This window comes from Psychrobacter sp. UBA2769 (assembly GCF_002352555.1).
GTDB classification, from domain to species: domain Bacteria; phylum Pseudomonadota; class Gammaproteobacteria; order Pseudomonadales; family Moraxellaceae; genus Psychrobacter; species Psychrobacter maritimus.
Genome location: NZ_DEIR01000020.1, coordinates 1 through 26,898 on the forward strand (window position 1 = coordinate 1; position 26,898 = coordinate 26,898).

At 43.2% G+C, this 26,898-nt stretch carries 24 protein-coding genes and 1 pseudogene; 13 read left to right on the top strand and 12 right to left on the bottom strand.

Annotated elements, in window-relative coordinates; all coding sequences use genetic code 11:
- From B3Q63_RS09155 to B3Q63_RS09170, 4 genes are all read right to left on the bottom strand, one after another.
- A partial coding sequence (locus B3Q63_RS09155) for an AMP-binding protein (protein WP_296175943.1) occupies positions 1-472 on the bottom strand: 472 nt, incomplete at its 3' end.
- A 399-nt stretch (positions 473-871) separates the two neighbouring features.
- Positions 872-1,660: an ABC transporter permease gene (locus B3Q63_RS09160; RefSeq protein ID WP_296175945.1), complete on the bottom strand. Its 789-nt coding sequence runs from the start codon at positions 1,658-1,660 to the stop codon at positions 872-874.
- Between the two features lie 26 nt (positions 1,661-1,686).
- The gene (locus B3Q63_RS09165; RefSeq protein WP_296175946.1) at positions 1,687-2,484 is read right to left on the bottom strand and encodes an ABC transporter ATP-binding protein; all 798 of its coding nucleotides are present in this window, start codon (positions 2,482-2,484) and stop codon (positions 1,687-1,689) included.
- A 20-nt stretch (positions 2,485-2,504) separates the two neighbouring features.
- Complete coding sequence (locus tag B3Q63_RS09170; protein ID WP_296175948.1) at positions 2,505-3,098, bottom strand: hotdog domain-containing protein; 594 nt, start codon at positions 3,096-3,098, stop codon at positions 2,505-2,507.
- 456 nt (positions 3,099-3,554) lie between these two features.
- On the opposite strand from B3Q63_RS09170, the gene xthA reads away from it, so the two are divergent.
- From xthA to B3Q63_RS09185, 3 genes are all read left to right on the top strand, one after another.
- A complete protein-coding gene (gene xthA / locus B3Q63_RS09175) occupies positions 3,555-4,379 on the top strand; it encodes an exodeoxyribonuclease III (protein WP_201628523.1) in 825 nt (274 codons plus the stop codon).
- A gap of 127 nt (positions 4,380-4,506) precedes the next feature.
- Positions 4,507-5,730, top strand: a complete 1,224-nt coding sequence (gene argJ, locus B3Q63_RS09180; RefSeq protein ID WP_296175952.1) for a bifunctional glutamate N-acetyltransferase/amino-acid acetyltransferase ArgJ — start codon at positions 4,507-4,509, stop codon at positions 5,728-5,730.
- 468 nt (positions 5,731-6,198) lie between these two features.
- The gene (locus B3Q63_RS09185; protein ID WP_183617989.1) at positions 6,199-6,597 is read left to right on the top strand and encodes a DUF4377 domain-containing protein; all 399 of its coding nucleotides are present in this window, start codon (positions 6,199-6,201) and stop codon (positions 6,595-6,597) included.
- Between the two features lie 87 nt (positions 6,598-6,684).
- Here the strand turns inward: B3Q63_RS09185 and B3Q63_RS09190 are convergent, their stop codons facing one another.
- The gene (locus B3Q63_RS09190; RefSeq protein ID WP_296175955.1) at positions 6,685-8,118 is read right to left on the bottom strand and encodes an L-serine ammonia-lyase; all 1,434 of its coding nucleotides are present in this window, start codon (positions 8,116-8,118) and stop codon (positions 6,685-6,687) included.
- A gap of 650 nt (positions 8,119-8,768) precedes the next feature.
- Here B3Q63_RS09190 and B3Q63_RS09195 point away from each other — a divergent pair.
- A complete protein-coding gene (locus B3Q63_RS09195) occupies positions 8,769-10,088 on the top strand; it encodes a solute carrier family 23 protein (RefSeq protein ID WP_406947517.1) in 1,320 nt (439 codons plus the stop codon).
- A 148-nt stretch (positions 10,089-10,236) separates the two neighbouring features.
- Here the strand turns inward: B3Q63_RS09195 and B3Q63_RS09200 are convergent, their stop codons facing one another.
- Positions 10,237-11,169: a DMT family transporter gene (locus B3Q63_RS09200; protein ID WP_296175958.1), complete on the bottom strand. Its 933-nt coding sequence runs from the start codon at positions 11,167-11,169 to the stop codon at positions 10,237-10,239.
- A gap of 316 nt (positions 11,170-11,485) precedes the next feature.
- Here B3Q63_RS09200 and B3Q63_RS09205 point away from each other — a divergent pair, with 316 nt between their 5' ends.
- Positions 11,486-12,520 carry a WG repeat-containing protein gene (locus tag B3Q63_RS09205; protein ID WP_296175959.1) on the top strand — a complete coding sequence of 345 codons (1,035 nt, stop codon included), beginning with the start codon at positions 11,486-11,488 and terminating at the stop codon, positions 12,518-12,520.
- A gap of 131 nt (positions 12,521-12,651) precedes the next feature.
- On the opposite strand, the gene B3Q63_RS09210 is transcribed toward B3Q63_RS09205, so the two are convergent.
- Positions 12,652-13,698, bottom strand: coding sequence for an alpha/beta fold hydrolase (locus B3Q63_RS09210; RefSeq protein WP_201624772.1), 1,047 nt, complete (start codon positions 13,696-13,698; stop codon positions 12,652-12,654).
- Between the two features lie 28 nt (positions 13,699-13,726).
- Entirely contained in the window at positions 13,727-13,891 is a 165-nt protein-coding gene (locus tag B3Q63_RS09215; RefSeq protein ID WP_281491368.1) for a rubredoxin, read from the bottom strand.
- A 342-nt stretch (positions 13,892-14,233) separates the two neighbouring features.
- Between B3Q63_RS09215 and B3Q63_RS09220 the strand changes: the two genes are divergently transcribed.
- The gene (locus tag B3Q63_RS09220) at positions 14,234-14,803 is read left to right on the top strand and encodes an adenine phosphoribosyltransferase (protein WP_296175965.1); all 570 of its coding nucleotides are present in this window, start codon (positions 14,234-14,236) and stop codon (positions 14,801-14,803) included.
- 90 nt (positions 14,804-14,893) lie between these two features.
- On the opposite strand, the gene B3Q63_RS09225 is transcribed toward B3Q63_RS09220, so the two are convergent.
- Both B3Q63_RS09225 and B3Q63_RS09230 read right to left on the bottom strand, forming a co-directional pair.
- Positions 14,894-15,388 (bottom strand): hypothetical protein, encoded by a 495-nt coding sequence (locus B3Q63_RS09225; RefSeq protein ID WP_281491369.1) that lies wholly within the window; start codon positions 15,386-15,388, stop codon positions 14,894-14,896.
- A 154-nt stretch (positions 15,389-15,542) separates the two neighbouring features.
- Entirely contained in the window at positions 15,543-16,484 is a 942-nt protein-coding gene (locus tag B3Q63_RS09230; RefSeq protein ID WP_201563405.1) for a transaldolase, read from the bottom strand.
- 556 nt (positions 16,485-17,040) lie between these two features.
- Between B3Q63_RS09230 and pheA the strand changes: the two genes are divergently transcribed.
- The 6 genes from pheA (at position 17,041) to B3Q63_RS09260 (ending at position 24,272) form a co-directional block, all read left to right on the top strand.
- Positions 17,041-18,222: a prephenate dehydratase gene (pheA, locus tag B3Q63_RS09235; RefSeq protein ID WP_201563403.1), complete on the top strand. Its 1,182-nt coding sequence runs from the start codon at positions 17,041-17,043 to the stop codon at positions 18,220-18,222.
- Between the two features lie 123 nt (positions 18,223-18,345).
- Positions 18,346-19,488, top strand: a complete 1,143-nt coding sequence (hisC, locus tag B3Q63_RS09240) for a histidinol-phosphate transaminase (protein ID WP_296175969.1) — start codon at positions 18,346-18,348, stop codon at positions 19,486-19,488.
- A gap of 119 nt (positions 19,489-19,607) precedes the next feature.
- On the top strand, positions 19,608-21,950 hold the full coding sequence (locus tag B3Q63_RS09245; protein WP_296175971.1) for a bifunctional prephenate dehydrogenase/3-phosphoshikimate 1-carboxyvinyltransferase: 2,343 nt from the start codon (positions 19,608-19,610) through the stop codon (positions 21,948-21,950).
- Positions 21,951-22,294: 344 nt separating this feature from the next.
- Complete coding sequence (gene rarD, locus B3Q63_RS09250) at positions 22,295-23,257, top strand: EamA family transporter RarD (RefSeq protein ID WP_271133180.1); 963 nt, start codon at positions 22,295-22,297, stop codon at positions 23,255-23,257.
- An 81-nt stretch (positions 23,258-23,338) separates the two neighbouring features.
- Positions 23,339-23,749 carry a dihydroneopterin aldolase gene (folB, locus tag B3Q63_RS09255; RefSeq protein ID WP_296175972.1) on the top strand — a complete coding sequence of 137 codons (411 nt, stop codon included), beginning with the start codon at positions 23,339-23,341 and terminating at the stop codon, positions 23,747-23,749.
- Complete coding sequence (locus tag B3Q63_RS09260; protein ID WP_296175973.1) at positions 23,697-24,272, top strand: 2-amino-4-hydroxy-6-hydroxymethyldihydropteridine diphosphokinase; 576 nt, start codon at positions 23,697-23,699, stop codon at positions 24,270-24,272. The genes folB and B3Q63_RS09260 overlap by 53 nt, the downstream gene beginning before the upstream one ends.
- A gap of 104 nt (positions 24,273-24,376) precedes the next feature.
- On the opposite strand, the pseudogene B3Q63_RS09265 reads toward B3Q63_RS09260, so the two are convergent.
- Positions 24,377-25,111, bottom strand: a pseudogene (locus tag B3Q63_RS09265) (glucose 1-dehydrogenase).
- Between the two features lie 162 nt (positions 25,112-25,273).
- Between B3Q63_RS09265 and B3Q63_RS09270 the strand changes: the two are divergent.
- Positions 25,274-25,816 (top strand): DUF924 family protein, encoded by a 543-nt coding sequence (locus tag B3Q63_RS09270; protein WP_286796692.1) that lies wholly within the window; start codon positions 25,274-25,276, stop codon positions 25,814-25,816.
- Positions 25,817-25,925: 109 nt separating this feature from the next.
- Here the strand turns inward: B3Q63_RS09270 and cysE are convergent, their stop codons facing one another.
- A complete protein-coding gene (gene cysE, locus B3Q63_RS09275; RefSeq protein ID WP_296175977.1) occupies positions 25,926-26,831 on the bottom strand; it encodes a serine O-acetyltransferase in 906 nt (301 codons plus the stop codon).
- Between the last annotated feature and the right edge of the window lie 67 nt (positions 26,832-26,898).

A 26,898-nucleotide genomic window follows, 5' to 3' on the forward strand; every position in this document is an offset into this window, starting at 1 on the left:
CCATCATATCGCCCATTTTTGATAAGACAATATGTTTGATATTGGTCTCATCAATGACTTGCTCGAGTGCTTGCGCAAAATTATCGACGACAAAGATAGCTTTCGCACCGGAATCATTTAGCTGATGACGCAGCTCGCGCCCAGTATAGAGAGGGTTGACTGGCGTACAGACATAACCTGCGCGCAAAATACCAATCATCGTTGGCAGATATTGCGGCACGTTTGGCATCATCAGTGCAACCACACTCCCTTGAGGAAGTCCTTGCGCCTGTAGCCAAGCGGCAACCGCAAGAGATGCTTTATCAATGTCATCATAAGTATGGGTCACACCCATACAGATACTCATTGGATGCAGACGAAAGCGGTCAAAGCACTCTTCATAGAGCTCCATGATGCTGCCATATCTATCTGGATTGATAGTTTTAGGCACACTCTTAGGATATTGGGCAAGCCAAGGTTTTTTCAACGTCATAGTCAGCGTCCTGGAAGTTCAATTAGGTTTCTATCGTTAAGCAGTCATATCCGTGTCAATAAAAAAATCAGCGCTGACTTAAAACAATTGCCGCTGAGTTCGATAATATCCTTATCTATTGACGGACTGCCAATTTCTGTTGTTCAGTTTTGATGAATGATAAAAGCATTGGTCTTAAATAAATATGATCATCTTAAAAAGTGACACTCAATTTTAAAGCGTTTTTACCAATTATTCGCAACTAAAAAATAATGTATCGTCCATATAATGATACATTTAAGCAATACATTAGCATGAATCTAAGTAAAGGTAATATTAGCATGAGCGTACTGGTCAGTACATATAAAATGCGGATAAATAAATTTATTCATTATGCAATCAAAAGATGACCAACGGTCGTTATGGTAGGATGAACTGCTGTTTTTTATTAAAAAATCGCCGATAAATAAGTAAAGCGCTTATCGTACAGCCAAGGGTGCTACTGACGCAGATTAAAAACATCGTTACAATCTGATAACGCACAGCTTGGGTGGGGTCGGCACCGGCAAGTATTTGCCCAGTCATCATACCCGGTAAGCTGACAATGCCGACAACCAGCATCGAGTTTAGGGTGGGCGTCATGCCATTGATGATAGCCGCTCGTATTTGTTCGTGTACTGCTTCGAATGGTTTGGCAGAAAGGCTTAACATCATCTCGATACGCCCTTGTTGCCCATGGAAGTTTTCGATAAGCTGATTGCTGGTCAGGGAAATAGCGGTCAAAGAGTTGCCAAGTATTAAGCCCAGTATAGGAATGATAAATTGCGGCGTATACCAAGGTTGCACTTGCAAAATCAGACTAATAGCGATGACCGTAACCAATACTGCTGATGCACTGACAGCGATTAACGTATCAACTAACAAGCCCTTATACGTGCGTTTGACTCGATTTTTGGCAGCGCTACCGGCAATCAAAGTCATGATGGTCAGAATAATAAGGACTTCGTACCATTGTTCCCGAGCGAAAATCCATGCCAATATCAGGCCGATAAAGCTAAGCTGTATCACCGTACGGACAGCAGCAATGACAAGTGTTTTGGTCAATCTTAGACGCAAAAACCATGACACGACCAGCACGATAATAATCAAACTGCTGGCAAGCGCAATATCAGCATAAGTCAGTACGATTTGCATGTTATCTGTACTCATCACGGGAGCTCGTTATAAAGGCAAGGTTAATCTACTTTGGTTAAAACGCCGGCATCCATATGCCAATGTTTATCTGCTAATGGCATAATATCCTGCGTGTCATGAGTTACCCACAATAATGTGCGCGTCGGCTCACGACGTAACCAGTTGATAAGCAAATGCACGAGTTTCGCTGACGTATCGACGTCTAAGGCTGCAGTAGGTTCATCCAATAACAATACTTGCGGGTTTAATTGCAATAAACGCAGTGTATTGACCAGTTGCCGTTCGCCACCCGACAGAGTGTTGGCGTCTTGTTGTAAGAAGTCAGAGGTACGCTCTAAATACTCAAGCTGCTCGATGTGCCAGTCAATATTAAAATGCTTGTGCTGATGGCTTGCCAAAGGATAGGGCAATTGCAAGTTATCAATAACGCTGCCTTCTAGCAATTGTGGCTGCTGCGCGAGAAGGGCGACCCGCGAGCGCCAATGCATGGGTGCTATTTCATGAATGCTATTACGAGTATCCCTCTTTTGCGCATCGCTTTGTAGCCAAACGTCGCCGGTCGTCATAGGCAGTAGCCCTGCTAATACGCGCAATAAGACAGACTTGCCACTACCAGAAGCGCCCGTCAAAACCGTTACTTGCCCAGCCAGTAATATACCACTGGCACCGCTTATCAATGCACGGTTATTAATGGATAAAGCATCGTCGGAAGCTGAACTCTTCTGTCTTTTTGTGAACCATCGGCGGTAAGTCGGGAGCGGAGTCGCGCGCTTGCTATGGACCCAAATATCTTCAAATGCTAGCATAAAAGCCTTATTATCCGTCTTATTGGCGCTCATAGCCTAGTCGTTCAATCATTTTAATTATTAGTATGTTGTATGAGCGCTTGCTCAATGGTCTCGCGTAATTTTTGCGGTACGCGAATAGGACGCATAGGTGCACTATGGTTGGCAGTCGCATCAGAACCAGAATCAGATATAGAAGCTGGCGTGATTTGATTTTGCACGCAAGCGATAACGATTTTAGTGCTGCTTAACAAGGTATTGTTGGAATAATTGCTGTTTGAAACAGCAGTGTTTGCCTGAGTATCATCATTTGCATCTACAGTTGGCATTGAGCGATGAATGCTTTGATAAAATACAATACTGGCAGGTTTTAATTCGACCTTATCGATACGTACATTAATGACTTCATCTAATAGAATGGCTTTTTTGTATTGCAGGTCGGCTTGACTGACGACAAAATGCTGAATCTCACCATCATCAGTCTGCAAAAAATAGCCATTTAAACCAAGCTTGGTAAACCAATCACGGCGACAGTTTTCAAAGAATACTAAATGATTGGCATGGTAAACTATGCCGCCCGCATCAGTATGGTTAATATATACATTATAATCAGTGGCAAATAGCGGTGTGCTTGCGCTAATAGGTGGTGTATGGGTATTTTTATTCATAATTGTCATAATGTTGCTCAGTAAATTTACTTAATAATTTATTTTTAGGGTTTAAACATTTATAGATATGGTTATAAAAATAAGAAAAAATCGATAACGCATCTGTGGCTGCTTTTAATAGCTACTCTATCGTAAGAGATAAGGGCGCGCAACAGATAGCCTTGCCGATGTCTGTTATCATAAACCTTTATATAGTCAGTTCAGAATAAAATCGATATATTAATCTTTAGGTGCGACTGGGATAAATTTTCCTTGCTTGCTGCTATCACAGAGGCTACGAAAAATTCATTCCAGTCGCACTGTCTCTGTTTTAAAGTGAATCCAATATATATTGCCGCTCTGCTTTATTTTATAGCCGCACTATTTAATGGTCGCACTTTTAAAGTGTCGGTCGTTTAAATAGCAATACTCGTTTATAGCAGTATTTTGTTTTAATTCATTAGTATAGGACAGTTTATGACCCGTTTTGTCAGTTTTAATATCAATGGTATCCGCGCTCGTCAACATCAGCTAGAGGCGGTGCGAGAGGTAATCGACCCTGATGTAATGGGTCTACAAGAGACCAAGGTGCATGATGAGCAGTTTCCGCTCGAAAATGTCGAGAGCCTGGGTTATCACGTCGAGTACTTTGGTCAAAAAGCGCATTATGGTGTCGCGTTATTATCGAAAGTTGCGCCTATCTTTGTACAAAAAGGCTTCCCTGGTGAAGATGAAGAGGCGCAAAAACGCTTTATCCATGCGCGCTATGTGTTCGATGGACGTGAAGTGGATGTGCTTAACGGTTATTTTCCGCAGGGAGAGAGCCAAGACCATCCGACCAAATTCCCTATGAAGCGTGCCTATTATGCAGATTTGATGACCTATATCGATACGCTAAAAGCAGAAGGGCGCTCCCTGATTATCATGGGTGATATGAATATTGCCCCAGAAGATGTCGATATTGGTATCGGTGAGGTCAATGCCAAGCGTTGGCTGAAAAATAGAAAAACCTCTTTTTTACCCGAAGAGCGTGAATGGTATAGTGACTTGATGTCACGCGAGCTGACCGATACTTATCGTCTGCATTATCCAGAGAGTACCGAATTATATAGTTGGTTTGATTATCGCAGTCGCGGTTTTAATGATGAGCCGAAACGTGGTCTGCGTATCGACCACATTTTATGTACGGCGGATTTAATAGAGCACTGCGTTGATGCGGGTATTAGCTATGAGCTACGCGGCATGGAAAAACCCTCTGATCATGCGCCAATTTGGGCAGCGTTTGACTTAAATAAAGTATAATAACTTGATTAAAGACAGCAGGTTTTTAATAACAGGCTTTAGAACCAAGAGCGTATAACTAAGATTTTATAAAGATAACTTATAACCAATAAATAATGCATCAGCATTGATGAATAAGGATTGAATGATGGCTGTCGGCAACGTTGCAATACCCAATACTATTTATCCTATCGATGGGATTAAACTAAGCGCCACCGCTGCAGGCGTACGCTACAAAGACCGCGATGATTTGGTGGTGATAGAGATTGCTGATAGCGCCAACACTGCGGTTGTGACCACAAAAAATACCTTTTGTGCCGCACCGGTACGTGTTTTACGTGAACACTTTGCTAAAGCGAGTCCGCGTTATTTAATCACCAATACCGGCAACGCCAATGCTGGTACGGGCGCTGATGGTAAACGCCGCGCGGTTGATATCTGTAGCGCTCTAGCTGCCAAAGCTGGCGTGGATGTCAGTACTGTTTTGCCATTTTCGACAGGCGTGATAGGCGAGCAACTAAACAGTGATGCTGTTATCGCAGGCTTAGACAATGCCTTAGCCAATTTGGCTGCTGATAATTGGCTGGCCGCGGCCAATGGTATTCGTACGACGGATACGATTCCAAAGCTTGCCAGTGAAAAGGTTGACGTCGATGCTATCAGCTATCATATTACGGGTATGTCAAAAGGCTCGGGAATGATACGCCCCAATATGGCGACTATGCTTGGCTATGTGGCCACTGATGCTAATATCGCCGCTGACTTATTGCAAGAAACGCTGAGCAAAATTAATGAGCAATCCTTTAACCGCATTACTGTCGATGGTGATACCTCAACCAATGATTGCTGCGTCTTGATTGCAACCGGAACAGCGAGCTCAGAGATTATTGATAGCCCAGAGCATCCGCATTATCAGCCGATATTTGACGCTTTAACAGCAGTGTTTGTGCGCTTGGCACAATTGATTGTACGAGATGGGGAAGGCGCCACCAAGTTTATGACGGTAAAAGTCACGGGCGGCAATACCACGCAAGAATGCTGCGATGTGGCGTATGCCGTTGCACATTCACCACTGGTCAAAACGGCGTTTTTTGCCAGTGATGCTAACTGGGGTCGTATCTTAGCAGCGGTTGGTTATGCCGGTATCGACGACCTTGATACCGAGCAAGTCGATGTCTATCTAGATGAAGTGATGATTTGTGAAAATGGTGGTGTGGCTCCGAGCTATACGGAAGCGGCTGGCAAAGAGGTTATGAGTCGTCCTGAGATTACCATTCATATTGATTTGGCACGTGGCGATGCTCACGATACCGTTTATACCTGCGATTTATCTTACGATTACGTCAAAATAAACGCGGATTATCGTAGCTAAAAATCATTTATATTTTTATACAAACGCTCAAAGCTGAAATGGTTTTGAGCGTTTTTTTATGTTAGATACTAAATAATTCAATACCAAATTATTCAAAACCGCAATCTCTCCTATTAATAAGTCACTGTTAATAAAAGACCGGTAATAAAGAACCATGAATAAAAACCGTTTATTAACATCAGTTGCAAAAGCTGACGTTACGTTACAAACCAGTTATAGAGGCTAAGGGGTTGGGCGACCTATACTAGCTGTAGTAAACAATAGACGGTACTGATGGAGGTTGGGTCATTTAACCTAAATTGAGTTTATCTCGATTTTATAGTTTTGACTTTATAGTTATAGTAGATTCAAAACCGAACCTTTCATTCACAGTATCTTCATAAATGCCTACTACCTTTTGAATAATGACAATTGATTAAAATGAGTTCAAAAGGTAATGATTAATACTAATAAACTGAGGATTTAATAATGAAAAAATTAGCAATTGCTGCATTGATGACGACTTTTGTTTTATCAGGCTGTTCTACCATGGGTATGAATGATGAGCGTACTATGGTGGTTGAAGGCGAAGCAATGAATGTCAAAGTGGTTAACATTCCAAGCTTTAAAATAGAAATAGCACCTCTAAAAGCAGTTTGTGAGCTGCCAGATGCTAATGGCAATAAAATTGAGTCAGAGTGCTTACAGTATCGTCAGACTTATCAGAAAAACTACACCCCTTTAAACGGTAATATTCAAGGCTTCACTTATGAGCCAAATTATCGCTATATTTTAGATGTGCGCCAAGAAGCGGTTATGAATGAAGCAACTCAGGTGGTTAAGCCAGTTTGGATTCTAAACGAAGTGGTTTCAAAAACAGCTGAATAATTTTAGTTGTAGATTATTATAGAAAAAGCCTCTAATCATTAGAGGCTTTTTTGGTTTTGCTTTAAACGATTAAAAATATTGTGTAGATTAACATTGACTGTAATTCACACTAACGCCGCGGGTAGCCGTGGGGATGCGGTTATCAGCATAAATAGCAAGACCGCCGCGTGCGGTTTCTTTGTATTTATCAGACATATCAGCGCCTGTCTGCTTCATAGTCTCAATGGCTTTATCTAAAGAGACAAAGTGCTGACCATTGCCGCGGCAGGCAAGACGAGCGGCGTTAATGGCTTTTACCGCACCCATCGCATTACGCTCGATACAAGGGACTTGTACCAAGCCGCCAATCGGGTCACAAGTCAGCCCTAAGTTATGCTCGATACCAATCTCAGCAGCATTCAAACATTGCGCTGGCGAGCCGCCCATAATCTCTGCCAATGCCGAACCTGCCATGGCACAGGCTGAACCGACTTCGCCTTGACAGCCCACTTCAGCACCAGAGATAGAAGCGTTTTGTTTAATTAAGCTGCCAATGGCGGTGGCATTTAATAAAAACTTACGGACGCCATCTTGGTTATAATTGGGTAAAAAATCACGATAATAGTGCAAGACCGCAGGAATAATACCCGCCGCACCATTGGTCGGTGCTGTGACAACTTTACCGCCATTGGCATTTTCTTCATTGACGGCAAGGGCATACAAATCAACCCAATCCATCGCCGCGAGCTTATCGGTTTTGGCGATAGGCAAGTCTTTTTCAGCGCATAGTTGATTATGTAAATCGTGAGCACGGCGTTTAACATCAAGTCCGCCCGGTAAAATGCCACTGTTTTTACAACCTTGAGTCACACAGTCCTGCATCACCTCCCAAATCGTATCTAAATAGCTAAAGATGTCTGCTTGATTGCGATAGTGACACTCGTTAGCGAGTACCAGCTCACTGATACTTAACCCATGCTCACGGCATTGTTCAAGCAACTCTGCGGCAGTATTAAAAGGGTAGGGAACGATATCAATCGTTGGACTGGCATGATCCTCATCGGGATTATTTGCGTCATCTTCGTTGATAACGAAACCGCCACCAACCGAATAATAGGTCTGCTGGTAATTGCTACCATCGGCCAATAACGCGCGGATGGTCAAGGCATTAGGATGATAAGGCAATACCGTATCATCGTACCAATACATATCGCGCTCGCTATCGAAGTCGATAATATGTTTGCCTGATAAATTAAGCTGTTTATCAGCAAAAATAGGCGCTAGATATTCGCCAGTCAAGCGGGTATCAATGGTACTCGGCGTATGTCCCAGTAAACCCAAATATATCGCCGTATCGGTTGCATGCCCTTTACCAGTAGCGGCCAGCGAGCCATAAAGCTCGATTTCAATATTTTTAATCGTCGTTAATGGGCTTTGCTTAAGCAATGATGTCAAAAATAAATTGGCCGCCACCATGGGCCCGACCGTATGAGAGCTCGACGGTCCAATACCAATTTTAAATAAGTCGAAAACACTAATCATATAAATACCAATAAATTGTCAGTGCATCAGCGTATGTGATAAATAGGCTTAAGTACTGGTGTGAAAAAAGATAATAGATAACGGCCCCCAAAGCCTTGATAAATACAGCACAATGACAAGGGCAGGCATTTATTTAAATGCACACTTTAATAAATGTGAGTATTTAAAAAACATGGGATATTATCTATAAATGTCTCCCAGTATAGGCGTACAGAGACCTGCTGAATAATAACTTTTATTTATCATAGAACTCCGTTATCATGCTCGCAGCCATTACCTGTGTAACATCCTGTAATCTTGCTAACACTATATAGTGAACAACGTCGCAGAAATCCTTAAACTACTTTTAATAGAACCTATTTGACGGTCTATATTTGGTCAAAGTAAATGACTTTCCTGCTGTTATCGTTTTTTAATTCCTCTATAGTTGTTGATGATTGGCATGACTTAGTTGTTATCGTTTTGACTGAATTCATATCTGTATTCTCATAGTTGTATTTCTCACAGTTTTTTAGCTGACTAATATTCTCTCAGCTCAAATAGGACAGCGCATGACAACTCCCGAACCTCATTCTCCAAACCCCGAAAATAGCACCCAAGAATCTGCTTCGCACAATGCATTAGAAGCGGCTGGTATTGATGCAGCTGCGATGAGTTATCCGCACAATCCAGACTTTGATAATGGTCGTTGGTTTCCAACGTGGCGTCCGTATGGCGGTGATTTGGATCGTGATCCGGTCGGTATCAATGAGTATTTGCCGCCAGCAAAGAGCGTTCTATTAGGTGTGCAGCATACTTTTGCGATGTTTGGGGCGACGGTGCTGGCGCCATTATTAATGGGCTTTGACCCCAATTTAGCCATTTTGATGTCCGGTATTTGTACGGTGATGTTTTTTATGATTACCGGTGGGCGTATGCCTAGTTATTTGGGCTCAAGCTTTGCCTTTATTGGGCCGGTTATTGCGGTGACGGCTTATGCAGGCGTGGGATTTAATGACAATTTGAATGTCGCTTTGGGCGGTATCATGGCATGCGGCATCATTTATGCTTTGATAGGTCTATTGGTCATGAAGACGGGTACAGGCTGGATTGAGCGCTTAATGCCGCCTATTGTTACCGGTGCAATTGTGATGATTATTGGTCTGAATTTAGCACCAGTGACCATTCAAGGGGTGTCTGCCAATCAGTTTGATGCATGGATGGCTACGCTGACGGTATTGCTTATCAGTGGGGTAGCAGTATTTACCCGCGGTATGCTGCGCCGTTTGCTGCTATTGGTTGGCTTGATATTGTCGTATATCGCCTATTTTTTCATGACCAATGTGCTCGGTTATGGCGTTCCGATTGACTTTACTAGTGTGTCAGCAGCGTCATGGTTTGGTCTGCCAAGTATTCATTCACCGCGTTTTGAGATGAGTGCGATTATATTAATTGCGCCTGTTGCCTTTATTTTAGTTGCCGAAAACTTAGGGCACTTTAAAGCGGTCGAAGGTATGACTAAAGCACGAGTAACGCCTTATATGGGTCGGGCATTTTTTGCTGATGGCTTGGCGACAACGTTTTCGGCAGGTTTTGGTGGTACTGGTGTGACCACTTATGCAGAAAACATCGGTGTCATGGCTGTGACCAAAGTATATAGTACGACGATTTTTGTGGTAGCAGGTCTGGTGGCTATCTTGCTTGGATTATCACCAAAGTTTGGCGCAATTATTCAAACGATACCGGCGGCTTTATTGGGCGGCGCATCTATTGTGGTATTTGGTTTGATTGCGATTGCAGGGGCAAAAATTTGGATAGACAATCATATCGACTTTAGCAAAAACAGCAATTTAATCATTGCTGCGGTCACCGTTATTATGGGTACGGGTAATTTTAGCTTGCATCTAGGTGGCTTTGACTTAGGCGGTATTGGTACGGCCACCTTAGCCGCGATTGTGCTTAATGCCTTATTTAATAGACAAAAAGATTAATCGTCAAAAAGGCTCACTGTTAAAAATAGTGATGTTTTACTCATAAAATTAAAGAGCTTAATATATTGATAAGCAAAAGCCACAATAATCATTGTGGCTTTTATTTGTTATGACGCTTATTTATAAACATTGTTATTTGCTGCGTTCTTTATTTATAGTCACGTTTATAAAATCGTGAAAAAAACCGATAACGTCTTAGCGCGCGTGGTTTAGGTTTTAATGAACCTAAATAAATGGCAAACATGGTCAGCAATGCGCCGCTCCATTGTAAGGTATTAATCGGTTTATCGAGCCAGCTATAATCAATCACCAAAGCGGCAATGGGCTCGGTCAATAACAGCAGCCCTGTCAATGCCAAGGACAGTTTAGGTATAGAGTAGGCGATAAGCCCCCACGCTAAGCATTGCATCACGGTGCCGTAAATCAATACCCAACCAATCTCAGACCACGTATTGGGCAAGATATTGCCCATATCGAACACAAACATCGGGACAATCATCGCCACTACGCCGCCGATGCTAATCAGTTGCATGAGCATAAATATCGGCGTTGGCTCAGTATCGTGGGTTTTGCGGATAAAGGTCATCGACGCGGCAAGCATGGCGCCTGAGACGATGCCCGTGACGAAACCCCAAGTCGCGGCAGTATTTTGCGCAAACTCAGGACTGCCTATCATTGCCACGCCCAACATGGCTAAAAATAAACTGATAAGCTGCAAGATAGATTGGCGCTCATTAAAATATAAAAAACCAATGGCTGCTAAAAAGAAAATCTGTAAGCTATTAAGTAAGGTTGAGATACCAGGACCGACCGCATAAATACTCTCATGCCATAATGCCAAATCGAGTCCTAAAAATGCGCCCGATAATAAACCGTAAAAAATAGCACGCTTTGAGCGCGGTAATCGCTGCCCCGTTACTTTAGCCAATACAGCAAATACCACGCCTGAAATAGCCAGCCGCCAAAATGACATCGCCCAGCCACCGATATCGACATGAGCAACAATCAAGCTACCCAAACCAAAAATAACACAACCAATGACTAAGCCAGTAGCGGCAGAGCGTGAAGAGGCAGTAGCCATGCAATATCCTTATCTCATTACTATGATGCTTTTTTTAAGATGCTTTTTAATTGTTGTTTGCTAAAGCGGTGATTTAAATAAGCTATATTGTCAGTGTTTTGCACTCGAAATGGAATGGTTTAGGGCGATTTATTTTATAATGACTTATCACACACTATAAATAAACCAGTCACCTTCTTACAGGAATAGCATTGGCGCAAACGTCGCTATTTGTTACTCTACTAGCTATCTGCATTTTAAAACCCTGAATATTTTAGAATAACGACACGCTTTAAATTTTCAAATAGCCTCTATTACTTTTAGCCTAGGTTTGCTTATGCTGCTACGTTCTATATCAAGACGACAAAAACTCTCCCTCTCTAGATTACCGCTACAATTGTCACGCGGCAGTTTTGTGATGAGCCTGTTTGTGATGAGCATTATAACTGCTACGTCTTTTTTAATGTCAAATGCCCAAGCAGCCAGCTGTAAAATTCCCAAAAGTTATTATAAAAATGTCTCTTGCACAGCGAGTAGCGGCTATTTTTTAGCGATAAAAGATTTTGGCGCACCAGTTGCCTTGATTAATAAACAAGGTAAAAGCGTGGTTGATTTATCCCGCTATCAAAAAGTAGATGCTGATAAGATATCGGGCGGATTGCTACCGGTACTGCGTAACGGGCGGGTAGGTTACGTCAATATGCAAGGTCGCGAGACTATCCCTGCGATGTACGATATGCTCAAGGAGAGTCAAGGTTGGGCGCGTCCCGTGTCTGAAGGTCGCATCGTGGTCAAACAAAACGGTCATTATGGGGTCATCGATACCGCTAATAAAACAATCGTGCCATTTTCTGCCGCGATTAGTGATATCGATGATTATCGTAGCGGCATGACGCGCGTGCGTAAAAACCAAGCCATAAGCTGGTTGGATAAAAATGGCAAACCCACGCGCGACCCGAATTCGAACAGTAAGGCTGATAGCCAAACATCGACAACTAACGAAAACGTCAAGGAGATGCAACAATCAGCGCCATCTAGTCCTTTTGCCACACTGCAGCCGCGCCAACAAGATGGCAGGTGGGGCTTTGTTGATGACAATAATGTCACCATGATTACGTATTCGTTTGATGAGGTGCGTCCATTTTCTGAAGGATTGGCGGGCGTGCGTATCGATAACGAATGGGGTTTTGTTAATTTAGGCGGCGAGTTAGTAATTCCTTTCCGTTTTGATAAGAGCGGGGTGAGCGTAGGCGATAGTTATAAAGACCAGCCAGCATTTGTATTCACAAGTGGCAAAGCATGGATTGGTAATTTAAAAAATGGCGCTAAGATGTGTATTGATAAAGAGGGTAGCAGTGTTGGTTGTGATTGATACTTAGTACTTATCATTTAATATCGCGCTTAATTTGGCAGGTAAAAAAAGAGGGTCAGAACGATGGATAATCCATCGCTCTGACCCTCTTTTTTTATGGTTTGTTAATTTAGGGTTTTAAGCTTAAAACACTATTTTTCTAACAGATGATTGCTAATCAAATCGACCATATAAGGCTGATAGTATTCTGGAATATCGTGCGCCATACCTTCGATTAAATGGAATTTTGCATTGGGAATGGTCTTTGCAACCACTCGTCCTTGCGAGGCGGGTAACAGCCCATCTGCGCTACCATGCAGCACAATCGTCGGCGCTTTAACTTGCTTGCTATATTTGCTAATCGAGCCTGAGGCTAAAATAGCATTTAGCTGTTGTACAGTACCGAGTGGATGAAAATTACGCTGATAACGTATCTTAGCGATGTCACGTACCATACGCACATTGACATGCCCTGGCGTGCCGACAGTCTTCATAAACCAGACGCTATGACGCACAATATCACGCTCAGAATGGCTCTCAGGGCGATTGATGAGGGTATATAACTGCTTCGGCTTAGGCGGTTTTAAAAAGGCGCGGTTGGTGGTGGTAAACATCAAGGCCATGCGCTGTACTAGACTTGGATAACGCGCGGCGACGATTTGAGCAATCATACCGCCCATAGAAGCGCCAAGTAGGTGCGTTTTACTCAGGTGCAAGGCTTTGATTAAACGCGCCGTATCTTCCGCCATATCGGTTAAGTTATAAGCAACCTGCGCACCTTTATTCGACAGACCTGTTTGCAGGCGCATCATCATTTTTAACTGACTGATACGTGGCAAACCATCAATCTGTACTTTGGACGACAAGCCGATATCACGGTTGTCAAAACGAATCACAAAAAAACCGGCATCGATAAGGCGCTTCATAAAGTTATTTGGCCAAAATATCATTTGTGAGCCAAGTCCCATAATCATGAGTAGCGGCGGATTGTTTGGATTACCACCCGCCTCAACGCACAGCTCGATACCGTCACCAATATCTATCATTGCTTGATGAAGATGCTCGCTTAAGTCGGATGCACGCCAATTATGGTTGCCAAATTGCTGCCATTCAGGGGTTGGATAATTGCCATTTTCCTCTGAAATCTCAGGCGCTTCTAAAATCCTAGGCGCACTATTGATGGGGTTTGATTGTGTCATGAAGTATCCTATTTAAACGGTCATTGGCTTAAAGTTCGAGCATCTCAAAATCAAGCTTGCCAACGCCGCATTCTGGGCAAATCCAATCATCAGAGATATCTTCCCATTTAGTGCCGGGCGCGATGCCTTCTTCAGGACAGCCGAGCTCTTCGTCATATATCCAGCCGCAGACAATACATTCATAACGTTTCATAAATAGTCCTATCGATTATTGTCACTGTTATTAAAACCAGTGTTACTAGGTGTTTTTTAAGGCTTATATTCACTACTATAGTCAATATTTAGACCGTAAAAACGCACGTAGTTTATCATATAACCGTAATTTTCATAGTTAAGTTTACACTTGTATATTGAGATTAACCAGCTTTTATCAAGTCATAGAGTACCCACTTAATGGTTTTAGTAGTGCTAACTTCGCCAGTTTTATCTCCGCCATAAAGTCGATTATGCTATAATTCTTGCTACCAATTTTACCAATTGAGATATCGACCATCACTGTCATATCCTCTTCCAGTACTATACGCAAAGGGTTATCATGAGCGCTACTGCCGACGTTTCATCAGCTAATACCACAACCAAATCCTCGCCGACACTCAATACCGATCATCCATTTTGGCAAATCATTCGCACAGTACCAGACTTCCCAAAAGTTGGCATTGATTTTTATGATATTACGCCGTTACTGCGCAGTCATATTAATGCCGTGATTGATGAGATGCTAGCTGTAATGCCTGCGGGTCTGCTTGATGACGTAGATTGCTTGGGTGCAGTTGAGGCACGCGGATTTGTATTTGCCAGTTTGCTCGCAGGTCGCTTGGGTAAAGGTATGATTTTGCTGCGTAAACCTGGCAAATTGCCACCACCGGTTGCCAATAAAGCTTATGCTTTAGAATATGGTAAAGACATGCTTGAGATGCAAAATAATTTGCCACCTGAGCGCGTGTTATTGGTCGATGATATCTTGGCTACTGGCGGCACGCTGATGACTGCTTATGAGCTGTGCAAGTCTGCTAAGCACACCGTGGTCGGCGCATTGGTATTGTTAGACCTTGTTGATTTACACGGCGAATTCCCTGTGCCGGTTTATACGGTTTTAAAAGCTTAGAGAAGAGTTCTTTAGCATAATAAAAAGCACGCTGAATAGTTCAGCGCGCTTTTTAATGGCATGTACTTTGTTGATTCGTCTTGACCTGCGTTACTTATCTTGCTGGTAACTTTTACAGGCCTGCTCTACTAGCATGCGACTAATTGTTTTCGGCTTGGTCACCTTAAAGTCTTTAGTCGTCAATATCGGCTTTTCTGATTGCCAAGATTTTAACACTTTATCGTCAGCAGCGTAGTTAACGTAAGCGCGCCGATAGTAGCTAGAATCCTTACAAGAGATGAGTAATTGCTGGTCGCTATGATGGATGTCGGTTTCTTTAGTCTGTTTGTCCTTACCTTCCTTGCTGTCTTTTTCTTTACTATCCTTTATCACCACGGTTTTTGGAATAGGATAGGTTCTACGAATCGAGACGGTAATATTTTCGACTGCTTTTTCGTCAATAATATGAATGTCTGAGCGTTCGATAGAATCCAAATCTAAGCTAAAAATAGAGCCAGTCTGACTTTTTGATACCTCTAACCAGTTTGCCGCATAGCCACTCATTGCAAGCGTACTACCTGCTAATATCACTGCTAGCCGTTTCATAATCGAGCCTTGCTTTTTGTTATATAAAGTCGCTTATCATAGCCAACTTAATAGGGGCAGGCAAATTTCTTTTATGACAAGCGGTTCACGCTGTGGCAATCTCAGCACTCGTGATTAGCAGGCAGAGGCCTCGGACATATAGTAAGTTTGGTTGTTAATCACGCATGTCTGCTAGCATTTTCGCAAGCTCATCACGCGCACCGATAAAGCCATCGATACCCTTAGGTAATAAGTCTTGTGTGACCGTATCTTGCTGATAGGCGGCGCTGAATTCGTCGTGCGTTAAGCTGACTTTGGTCATGTCGGCCAAATCCATTGACATGCTTGGTGATAGCTGGCGCGTTACTTCAACATCCATCGCTGCCAGCTCATCGATGAGATTGGGCGCGATGGTTAACAGGTCACAACCTGCCAATGCCAATATTTGCTCAGTCGAGCGGAAACTTGCTCCCATCACTTGTGTTTTATAGCCATGCTGCTTGTAATATTGATAAATAAGCTTGACCGATTGCACGCCCATATCGTCTGAAGCGGGAACGTTTTGGCGGTTTTGCTGGCGTTTTTGCCAATCTAAAATACGCCCAACAAAAGGGGATATCAGCGTCACACCAGCATCGGCACAGGCAATCGCTTGATGCTGACCGAATAATAACGTCAGATTACAGTGAATACCCTGGGTTTCAAGATAACGTGCGGCCTCAATCCCTTGCCACGTTGCTGCCATCTTAATTAAGACGCGCTCTGAGTCGATACCTGCTTTTTGATAGGCTTCCATAAAGCTTAAGGCTTTATCAATGGTCGCTTGGGTATCATAAGACAAGCGTGCATCGACTTCGGTTGAAACGCGACCTTCAATCAATGCCAGAATATTACAGCCAATTTGAATGGTCAGCTCATCAATCACCGCATCGATATCACCGCGATGGCGACTCATGGTCTCTGACAGCATGGCTTCATTATCCGGATGAATGAGTGCTTTGGTAATGAGACTGGGATTGGTAGTGGCATCGATGGGTTTTAGGCGCGCAATGGCGGCAAGGTCGCCCGTATCAGCGACAATAGTGGTCATGGTGCGAAGCTGTTGTAATGCGCTCATCAGATATCCTTGGTATGGTCAATTAACGTTGTTATGTTCTTATTTAGCGGTGTTATTTAAATTTGTTGTCCATGATGTTTTTTTATTCATACAGCGGTTTATCATGGTGGTGTTGCTTGGGATTTTGCTTAGCAATAGCGTCTTAGCGGTTTTTTGAACTTAAACCTATTAAGCTCATGCGTCGTTAAAACTTATACGCTATTAAAAATTAAGCATTATTAAAGCTTATACGCTGTTAAAACTATGCGCCTTTAATAAGAGCCTTTAAACTGTATCATAGATTTAAGCGTCTGTAGCCTGATAGTTTCACAGAGCTTAGTCGTTATAGGGTATAACTGTGCTAAGATTTATAGCAAATTGACCGTTTACGCGCATTTACGAATGGGCACTGTCGATAGTTTTTGCTATAGTAGAGCCGATCAGCTGTTTGGCGCGCACGAAACATCAAAAGTAAGTAAGCATGTATTATTAAAACAAGCATATTGCACAGACAGTCATCGCTAACAGATAACAGTTATAAACTTTAGTAACAACATTAGAAAAAGGATGGGCGGTAATGAGTGAGCAGTCACCAGAGCAAAATGTAGACAAGATAAACCAAACCCCTGCAAGCGTCAGCGAGGCTGCAACTGATAAAGCGTTTTTAAACACATTGCGTCAAAGTATTGATGCGGTAGACTGCGAAATTCAGACGCTGATTAACAATCGCGCCAAACTGGCTCAGCAAGTGGCGACCGTGAAGAAAAACCACGTTGCCAATAGTCCTGATGCTGAAAAGACCAATCCTATTTTTTATCGTCCTGAGCGTGAAGCACAAGTCTTAAAAGCGGTAATGGAACGTAATACCGGACCTATTGCCGATGAAAAAATGGCACGCTTATTCCGTGAAATCATGTCGGTCTGCCTCGACTTAGAAGCGCCGCAACGTATTGCATTTTTGGGCCCTGTCGGTACTTTTACCCATGCTGCAGCATTAAAGCACTTTGGTAAAGCTGCTGATACTGTGCCACTAAATACCATTACTGACGTCTTTCGCGAAGTCGAAGCGGGCACAGCGATGTATGGTGTGGTACCAGTTGAAAACTCATCAGAGGGCGTGGTTAACCATACCTTAGATGGTTTCTTATCTTCTACGTTAAAGATAATCGGTGAAGTTGAGTTGCCTATTCACCAGAATTTCTTGGTTGCTGAACATACCAAGATAGATGGCTTAAGCCGTATCTACTCGCATCAGCAATCATTGGCGCAGTGCCGTCATTGGCTTGATGTTAATTATCCAAATGTCGAGCGCGTGGCGGTATCAAGCAATGGCGAAGCAGCCCGTCGCCTCAAAAACGAGTGGCATTCAGCGGCGATTGCCGGTGATGTGGCTGCTGCAGAGTACGATTTACATAAGCTTTACTCAAACATCGAAGACAATCCAAGCAATACCACGCGTTTCCTAATTATCGGTCATGAAGCAATTGCGCCATCAGGACACGATAAAACCTCAATTATGGTTTCAGCGCATGATAAAGCAGGCGCCCTGATCGAAATCTTAAAGCCTTTGTCTTATCATGGCGTGTCGATGACCAGTATCGAGACCCGCCCTGAACGTCCGAATAAATGGGCTTACGTGTTCTTTATCGATATGGATGGACACATTGAAGACGCAAATGTGAGTGCAGCGATTGCTGATATCCGACCATTGGTCAAAGATTTGCGTATTCTAGGTTCTTATCCAAAAGCCGTGCTATAAACTGGCTTAGTTAAAGTATTTATCAAACCGCTAGCAATGCTTAATAAGCAGATATTAACAAGTAGATATTACTAAACAGGTATTAACCAGCAGCAAATGCGTTATCACCTTTAAGGATAAATCATGCAGTCATCTCATTCGACAGAGTCAAATTTATCACCGCTAATGCCTGCTTATGACAGTATTTTAGAGCTGGCGCCTTATCAAACGGGAAAGCCGGTTGAGGAGTTGACGCGTGAATATGGCGTCTCAGACGTGGTAAAGCTTGCCAGCAATGAGAATCCGCTGGGCTGCTCACCGCACGTTACGCTCGCGATTACCGAGCAATTGGGCGAATTGGCACGTTACCCTGATGGCAATGGTTATTATCTCAAGCAAGCGCTTGCTGATGTTAATGATGTCAGTGTCGAGCAAATTACCTTGGGTAATGGTTCTAGCGATTTACTATATATTCTAGCGAGTAGTTTTGCCGGTAGTGATGATGCCATCATTTATAGCCAATACGCCTTTATCATTTATCCGATGCTGGCCAAAATGCAAGGAGCGACAGGCATAGAAGTACCTGCCAGTCGCTTTGGTCATGATTTAAAGGCGATGAGTCAGGCGGTAGTGGACAATCCTAATACCAAGATGGTGTTTATCGCCAATCCTAATAACCCAACTGGCACCCAGCTTGCGCATGAAGAGCTACGTGCGTTTGTCGCTAGTGTGCCAAGCTCGGTATTGGTCGTGTTAGATGAAGCTTATATCGAATATAGCCCTGAGAGTAACAATAGGTCGCTGCTCGATGAATTTGATAACGTGATTATTGTACGTACTTTTTCAAAAGCTTATGGACTGGCGGGTTTACGTATTGGTTATGCGCTTAGCTCAGTGCCGGTCGCAGATTTACTCAATCGCATTCGTCAGCCATTTAATGTCAGTAGGGTGGCACTCGCCGCCGCCGCCGCGGCGCTTGCTGACCAAGACTTTATTGAAAAATCGAGGCTCAATAATCAAGAGCAAATGCGCTGGTTAGAAAAGCAGTTTGACGCACTAGGGTTAGGGTTTATCAAGTCGTATGCCAACTTTATTATGGTTGAAATAGAAGTTGAGATGGAGGACATAACCGTGGCTGCCATTTATCAAGCATTGCTGGAGCAGGGCGTGATAGTCCGTCCACTAGAGAGTTATGGCTTGCCTAATTGGCTGCGTATCACGGTAGGGGTTGCAGAAGATAATATGCGCCTGATTGATACCCTACGTTCAATCTTGACTGATGACTGATAAAAACTCAGCTTTCTGTCGTTTAATAAACAACTGATTCGATTAATTATTCAATTTTATGACGCCAATATCAGCTTGCTTTACGCTTACTGATATTGGTTTGTTGAAAGAGAAACGCCGTGAGTCGCCAGAAAAATAATATTAGCAATATCCATACTCAGCCGCCGTTATTTAAGCAAGTTTGTGTCATTGGTCTCGGGCTTATTGGTGCCAGCCTTGCCCAAGCCATCAAAGACAATGGTTTGAGTGAGCGCTTGGTGGCGGTTGATAGACATGCACCGAGCATCGACGAAGCCATTCAGCAAGGTTTGCTAGATGCGGGTAGTGCCGTCTTAAGTGAAGTGGTATCAGGCAGTGACTTAATTGTCATCGCCGTGCCAGTGCAAGCGGTAGAGGCCGTGTTTGTTGATATCAAAACCGCGATGGATAACGGACAGCTTGCTACTGATTGCATGATAACCGACGTCTGTAGTACCAAGGTTAATATCATTGAGGCGGCAAAAGCGGTCTTTACCTCATTACCAACGGGCTTTGTACCCGCGCATCCGATTGCTGGTGCTGAAAATTCAGGGTATCATGCCAGGCGTGCCACTTTATTTGTCAATCATAGCGTCATTATCTGCGAGCTACCAACGACCAATGATAACGCCATTGCTAAGCTACGGCAGTTATGGGAAGCGGTAGGTGCGACTGTCATGCCGATGGAGGCTGGCCATCATGATGCGATATTGGCGCATACCAGTCATTTACCGCATTTGCTGGCGTTTAATTTGGTTGAGCAGCTGGCGAGTCATGATGATAATTTAGATATGTTTCGTTATGCAGCGGGTGGTTTTCGAGATTTCAGCCGCATTGCTGCCAGCGACCCTAAAATGTGGCATGATATATTTTTTGCCAATCAAAGCGCCATTGTGAGCGCCCTTGATGAGTATGGCGTTTATCTACAGACCATGCGCCAGCTTATTATTGATAAAGATTCAACTGCCCTGATGGGACTTTTGGGCCGCGCGCAAGCCGCACGGCGACATTTTGGCCATATGTTAGCCAGCACCCCTTATACGGATACTTCTGCCATGTCAGCTTCTTATAATATTACTCCTAGCAACACCGTTTCTGGCACCATTACCATTCCTGGTGATAAGTCGATCTCGCATCGCAGTATCATGCTTGGTAGCCTTGCGACAGGTGTCACCAACGTCACTGGATTTTTGGAAGGGGAAGATGCGCTTGCCACCTTACAGGCGTTTCGTGATATGGGTGTGAGCATTGAAGGCCCTGATAAAGGCAAATTGACCATCCATGGCGTTGGTATGAATGGTTTAAAGCCAAGCAAAACACCATTATACATGGGCAACTCAGGCACCAGTATGCGTCTGCTAGCCGGTATCTTAGCGGCACAGTCATTTGATAGTGTATTAACAGGCGATACCAGTCTAAACAAGCGCCCGATGGAACGTGTGGCCGCGCCGTTACGTGAGATGGGTGCGGTTATTCAAAGTACCGGTCATAATGGTACTGCGCCACTGAGTATTACAGGTCGTGCGAATGTTGGTGAGCCTCTCCAAGGTATGGAATATGATATGCCGGTCGCTTCTGCTCAGGTTAAATCTTGCTTATTGCTGGCTGGACTTTGGGCAAAAGGTACTACGACTGTCATTCAACCTGAAGTTAGCCGCGATCATACCGAGCGTATGCTATCAGCCTTTGGTTATCCTGTGACTGTTGATGGCAATCGCGTCAGCGTCGAAGGTGGTGGCACGCTCACAGGCGGTAATATCGCTGTGCCTGCTGATATCTCTTCAGCGGCATTCTTTATGGTCGCTGCGGCTATCAGTCAAGGTAGCGAGTTGACCCTTACGCAAGTCGGTATTAACCCGACGCGTACCGGTATCATCGATATCTTAAAACTGATGCAAGCTGATATCAGCTTAAGTAATGAGACCCATGTCGGCGGCGAACCAGTTGCTGATATCACTATTCGTAGTTCAAACTTAGTCGGTATCGAAATTCCAGAATATTTAGTACCTTTAGCAATTGATGAATTCCCAGTATTATTTATTGCTGCTAGCTGTGCCCAAGGTCGCACGGTGTTGACCGGTGCAAAAGAATTGCGCGTGAAAGAGTCGGATCGTATTGCGGTCATGGCAGATGGTCTACAAACCCTAGGCATTGATTGTACGGTGACTGAAGACGGGCTGATCATTGAAGGTAAAGGTATTGAAGGTAAGGGCAGTAATGCTGATGTTAATGAAGTGAATAACAGCCAGCCAGTCTTTGGCGGCGGACATATCATCTCGCATCATGATCATCGTATTGCCATGAGCTTTGCGGTTGCCAGCTTACGTGCTTCTAAGCAAATTACCATCGAAGGTGTTGAAACCGTCAATACCAGTTTCCCAGGATTTGCTGAGCTTGCCAATCAAATTGGTATGTCTATTAAAGTGGATAATGGTGCAGCTTAATGCCATATTAAAATAGTAAGCCTTATTATTTGCTTTTAAAGTATAGGTTTTTGAATTTTGGTTTTTAAAGTACTGGTCTTTAAATTATAGAGTCTTAAAGTGCTGTCTTTCAGGATTCAATAAAATCTAAAAGGTTACTTGTAAACCTTAATGTAAAAGTCGTTTTAAAGTTATTTTTTAACGTTGTTGTCGTGAGCAATGTGTTGATACTTAAATAGTATTAACGCATTGCTTTTTACTTTCTACCCTATATGTAGTAACCCTGCGCTCTTACCGCTAAGTTTTCATTATTGATAAACATTAGGTGAGGTCGCGCTTTGCTCTAATTTAAGTTGTCTTGCCTTATGACTACTCAAAATGTTGTCAAAAAACCAGTCGTTCCCATTAAAACCACACGAAGTGGTATCGTCACTGCGCTGATTGCTTTTTGTATATGGGGCGCATTTCCGTTATATTTTAAACAATTAGCCGCTTATAACGCGACAGAAATCATCGGTCATCGTATTGTTTGGACGTTTGCCTGTTTGCTCATCGTCGTGGTCGTGACCAAGCGCTGGCAGTGGATAGATACTTTAAAGCAAAATCCAAAGTGGATAGCGTTGACGTTTTTATCAGGTATTATTATCGCCACCAACTGGCTCACTTACGTATGGGCGGTCAACCACGATCAAATCCTTGAGGCGAGCTTAGGATATTTTATCGGGCCATTAGTTGGGGTGGCGCTATCGATGATTTTATTCAAAGAGCGTCTGCGACCTTTGCAATGGGTCGCGATTGGGTTTGCGCTGTTATCTGTCGTTATTCAGGTAGTCATGCTCGGTAGCTTGCCATGGTTATCACTTATTCTTGCTTTTAGTTTTAGTACTTATGGCACGATTCAGCGCCAAACGCCATTGACCGCGGTCGATGCAATGTTTGTCGAAACTACCATGCTGGTACCTATCTTTATTTGGTGGTTTTGGCAAGCGGATGTGGTCAGTAGCCAGCTGAGCTTTTGGTTTACGCCAAACATCTGGTTATTAATGCTGGCAGGTCCGATTACGCTGATACCATTACTGTTATTTAATAGATCGACTAAACTGGTTGCTTATAGTATTTTAAGCTTTATGAATTATCTGACGCCGACCTTTATTTTCTTCTTGGCGGTTTTTTATTATAAAGAGCCTTTTGACTTAAACCGTTTAGCCGTCTTTGGTTTGATTTGGCTCGGGCTGTTATTATTCAGCATAGACTTGTGGCGTCATCGCCCTAGTAAAGCGTTAAAAGCCGAGCGTCTACGTGAAGAAGCGTTGCAGCAAAGTAAGTAAAAAAAACAAAGTAAATAAAATTTTGAGCTAAAGACTTAAATTAAAAAGCTCAGTCAAAAATTAATAAATAAGGATGAGCGCATGTTTCATACCGAATCTGATGTGGTATTTGTCAAAGGCTTAACAGTAGAAGCAGTCATCGGTGTTTACGCGTGGGAGCGCGCCATTACTCAGCCGCTCCTAATTGATATAGCGCTTGAAACAGATATTAGTAAAGCTGCTGTTTCAGACGATGTCCATGATGCGCTGAATTACAAAGCAGTCTGTGATGATGTCAGCGAATGGTGCCAAGCAATTAAAGCACAGTTGCTGGAGCATTTGGCTGGGCAAATCGCTGATAAGCTGCTCGAAAAATACACCTGCCATAAAATAACGTTAAGCGTTGCCAAGCCGACTGCTATTGAGCAGGCTGATGCGGTTGGGGTGCAAATCACCCGTTATGCCAAAGCCGGTGCTGACAAGCCAACTGCAAGCAAAGGCGATGATGCGTAAGATGCATAAAAATCTGGCTAATTTGAATCTTGATGACTTAAAAAAGTGCGTGCCTGAACAGCTGCAAACGCATTCTGTGACGGCGGTGCTATTGGCTTTGGGTAGTAACTATCAAGCAGAAAAATACTTATCGCTCATTCGAGAGAAATTAGCCGTTTTAGGCGAGATACAGCTGTCCATGGCATTTCAAAACCCTGATTTTACGGCGACACCTGAGCTGCCAAAACCTGATTATACCAATCAGTGTGTTTATCTAACGCTTACATCTGCCATGATCTTGCAGCAGTTGCAGCAGACCTTTAAGCAGTTTGAAAGTGATTGCGGTAGACAGCGTTCCTCTGAGTCAATAAAGAATCCTATGAAAATAGTCACCATGGATATTGATATTTTACTAATAAAATTAGATGATAAACAAAATAGCCTAAGCAAAAAATGGATAATAATGGCGGATAGATATCCATTTAAGGCCCATGAAAGAGCAGGGATTGAAGAGTTAGTTTTAAATAGTTATTCAAGAAGTTAAGAAGGGTTTATTAAAGGATAATGTTTTTCTTTAAGTGCCTCAAAATAAAAGCTAGGCAAAATGCCCAGCTTTTATCAAATTTACATGGTTCAGCGCAAAAATTATTATTGCGCGGTCAAACCACCATCAACAATAAACTCTGAGCCGGTTGAGTAGCTTGAATCATCTGAAGCTAAGAATAGCACCATGCCGCTGACTTCTTCGGGCTGCGCCACACGTCTCATTGGAATGGTTTTGGCAAAAGCTTCAACCGCATCTTTGGTATCGCCTTGCATAATCATTGGAGTAGCGATGACGCCTGGATGAATGGAGTTCACGCGAATGCCGTGAGGGGCGCACTCCAATGCTGCGGCTTTGGTCATACCGCGTACCGCAAATTTAGAATCGGTATAGCCGATAGCGCCACCGACCAAACCGTTAATCGATGAGATATTGATGATAGAGCCTTGCTTGGCTGCTTTCATCGTTGGAATAACCGCTTTCATGCCTAAAAAGACCGACACTTGGTTAATCTCTAGAATCTTACGATAGTCGTCCACTGAGGTATCTAAGATAGATTTGTGTGTAGTGATACCTGCATTATTAACTAAGACATCGATTTGACCAAATTTTTCTTGGGTTGCTTTAACGACTTGTGCCTAATCATCTTCATTGGTGACATCATGCTTGATAAAGAGGGCGTTATCACCAAGCTCTTTTGCCAATGCATCGCCTTTTTCACTATTGATGTCGGTCAATACCACTTTAGCACCTTCTTCCAGACATAAACGCGCATGAGTTTCGCCCATCCCTTGAGCCGCGCCTGTGATAATGATAACTTTGTCTTGTAAACGAGCCATGAGATTTCCTATTTTTATTTATGGATAATGAAAAGTATAAGTCATCATGGCTGAATATTCATTAGTGGTTATAAAACCATAAGCGAATATTCAATATTTTTAGACAATAATTTTAAATTTAGCCTGTAAATCATACCTTTAAATAGTGAGTTTGAGAAAACGATGTATAAAGTGATATTAGATTTTTGTTTTAAAGAGGTCGGTAGCCAACAGTTTTTTGAGAAAGACGTAGATTTTGATAAGTTATTAATCGAGCGATACAGTGAATTGCTCGAGCAAGCAGCGGCGTCAGAGTTATATGAATGGCGATGTAGTATTGAGGGTAGGTTGGCTGAGATAATCATTTTAGACCAGTTTTCGCGCAACATTTATCGTGATACGCCAGCGGCCTTTGCTCAAGATAGTATGGCATTGGCGCTCGCTCAAGAAGCGGTTACTGCTGGCGCATTAGAAATACTTGAAACTGTAGAGGCGCGTAAGTTTGTACTTATGCCGTATATGCACAGTGAGTCAAAACTGATTCATCAAGGAGCAGTCACTCTGTTTGAGCAATATACTAATGCCGATACCGTAGAGGCTGAGATGAAACATAAAGTCATTATCGATCGATTTGGTCGTTATCCTCATCGTAATGACATTTTAGGACGGGTTTCGACTGGCGAAGAAATAGAGTTTTTGACGCAGCCTGACTCGTCATTCTTATAAATATTATCTGTTTAATAGCTAATAGATAAAACGCTATTTATCAATTGGTTAACATAAAAAAAGAGGCTGTTTGGCCTCTTTTTATTTAGTATCTAAGATAGCTAGCAGCTTACTTCTGCTCAGCGCCGGCTGCATCCATATCAGACCGCCCAATCACATCTAAATCCTCTAAGCACAGCTTATCGTATTCCTTTTTGCAAAAATTAGGATCGATTTGGCACATCGCGCTTTGCAATTGATCTAGGCGGTTTTCTGATTGCTGGATGTGCTCAAGCATTTTTGCAAAGGCTTCTGCGACAGGGTCTTGAGAGAAAGGGTCAATACCGTAGGCTTGAAAGGTTGTGGTTCGTTTGGTATTCGATACTGTGTCTTTTACTTTGTCAGTACTGCCAGCTTGCGCGACTTTTTCTTCCTGTTTGGCATCTTGGACTTTGGTCGCAATGGGGTTGCCTTTTTCATCGTGATTGTCTGAGATCATACGTGCCGCGCTACCGACCATGGTAGCGCCCGCTGGCACAGGTTTGACAACAACCGCATTTGAGCCGATTTTAGCGTTTTTACCGACGGTAAAGGGTCCTAATACTTTGGCACCCGCACCAACTGTCACGCCATCTTCTAGCGTTGGATGGCGTTTGCCATTATTCCACGAAACGCCGCCAAGGGTCACACCATGATATAGAGTGACATCATTACCAATCTCTGCTGTCTCGCCAATCACAACCCCGACACCGTGGTCAATAAAGAAGCGCCTACCGATTTTAGCAGCAGGATGAATCTCAATACCGGTTACGATGCGTGAGCCATAGGAGATAACGCGCGCTGCCAGTTTTTGTTCATGATTCCAAAGATAATGGGCGCCACGATGTAAGACAAGCGCATGGATGCCAGGATAGGTCAGGATGACTTCCAGACTATTCCGTGCCGCTGGGTCACGGTTGAATACCGCATCGATGTCTTCTTTTAGGTCTTTTTTGATGCTGGCAAGCGATTTGAACAATTTGGCTGGCAATGACATAAGGCGTCCTATCGTATTTTTGATAACAATCTTTTTAGTTATAGCAGTTTAACAGTACAAAATATAG